The 492-nt window shown below is 58.7% G+C and carries 1 protein-coding gene; it reads right to left on the reverse strand.

The annotated features are described in order from the left end of the window. On the reverse strand, nt 1-492 hold a 492-nt coding region (locus JF66_RS21220; protein WP_035880974.1), incomplete at both ends, for an AI-2E family transporter.

Genomic DNA, 492 nt, shown 5'->3' on the forward strand with positions numbered 1-492 from the left:
GAGGAGAGCCGGGAACGGCGCTCCGATAATTGACAGGAAGATGAAGCTGAGCACACCGTTGCACGCTGCGAGTGAGACCTGCCCCACGACATACTTGCCAACCGACCGCGAGATCTGCTCACTGAGGTCAGAGAATCGTGCGCGTTTCGACGCCGGGACCAGTTGGTACGTGGCGCGTTTCATGGCGTTCAGGTTTGCCGTGAAGTACAGCGTCAAGATCAGGATGATCAAGCCGCCGAAGAGCCCGCTCATCAGGGCGAGCCCCGACTGCACGATGGTGGTGGTGATCTCCTGGACGTTGCCACCGAGATAATCGGTCACGGACTTGACGATGACGGGGATATCCAGGGTCGGGAAATTCTTCTGGACATCGCTGATGAACGACGGGGAATTGGCCGCCTTGATCAGGTCGGGAACGATCTTCGACAGCTTGGCCACCTGGTCAACGATGATGGGCACAATCGCGAACACCACGGCGGTCAGAATGCCCAC

The sequence above is a fragment of the Cryobacterium sp. MLB-32 genome (genome assembly GCF_000738085.1).
Taxonomy (GTDB): Bacteria; Actinomycetota; Actinomycetes; order Actinomycetales; family Microbacteriaceae; genus Cryobacterium.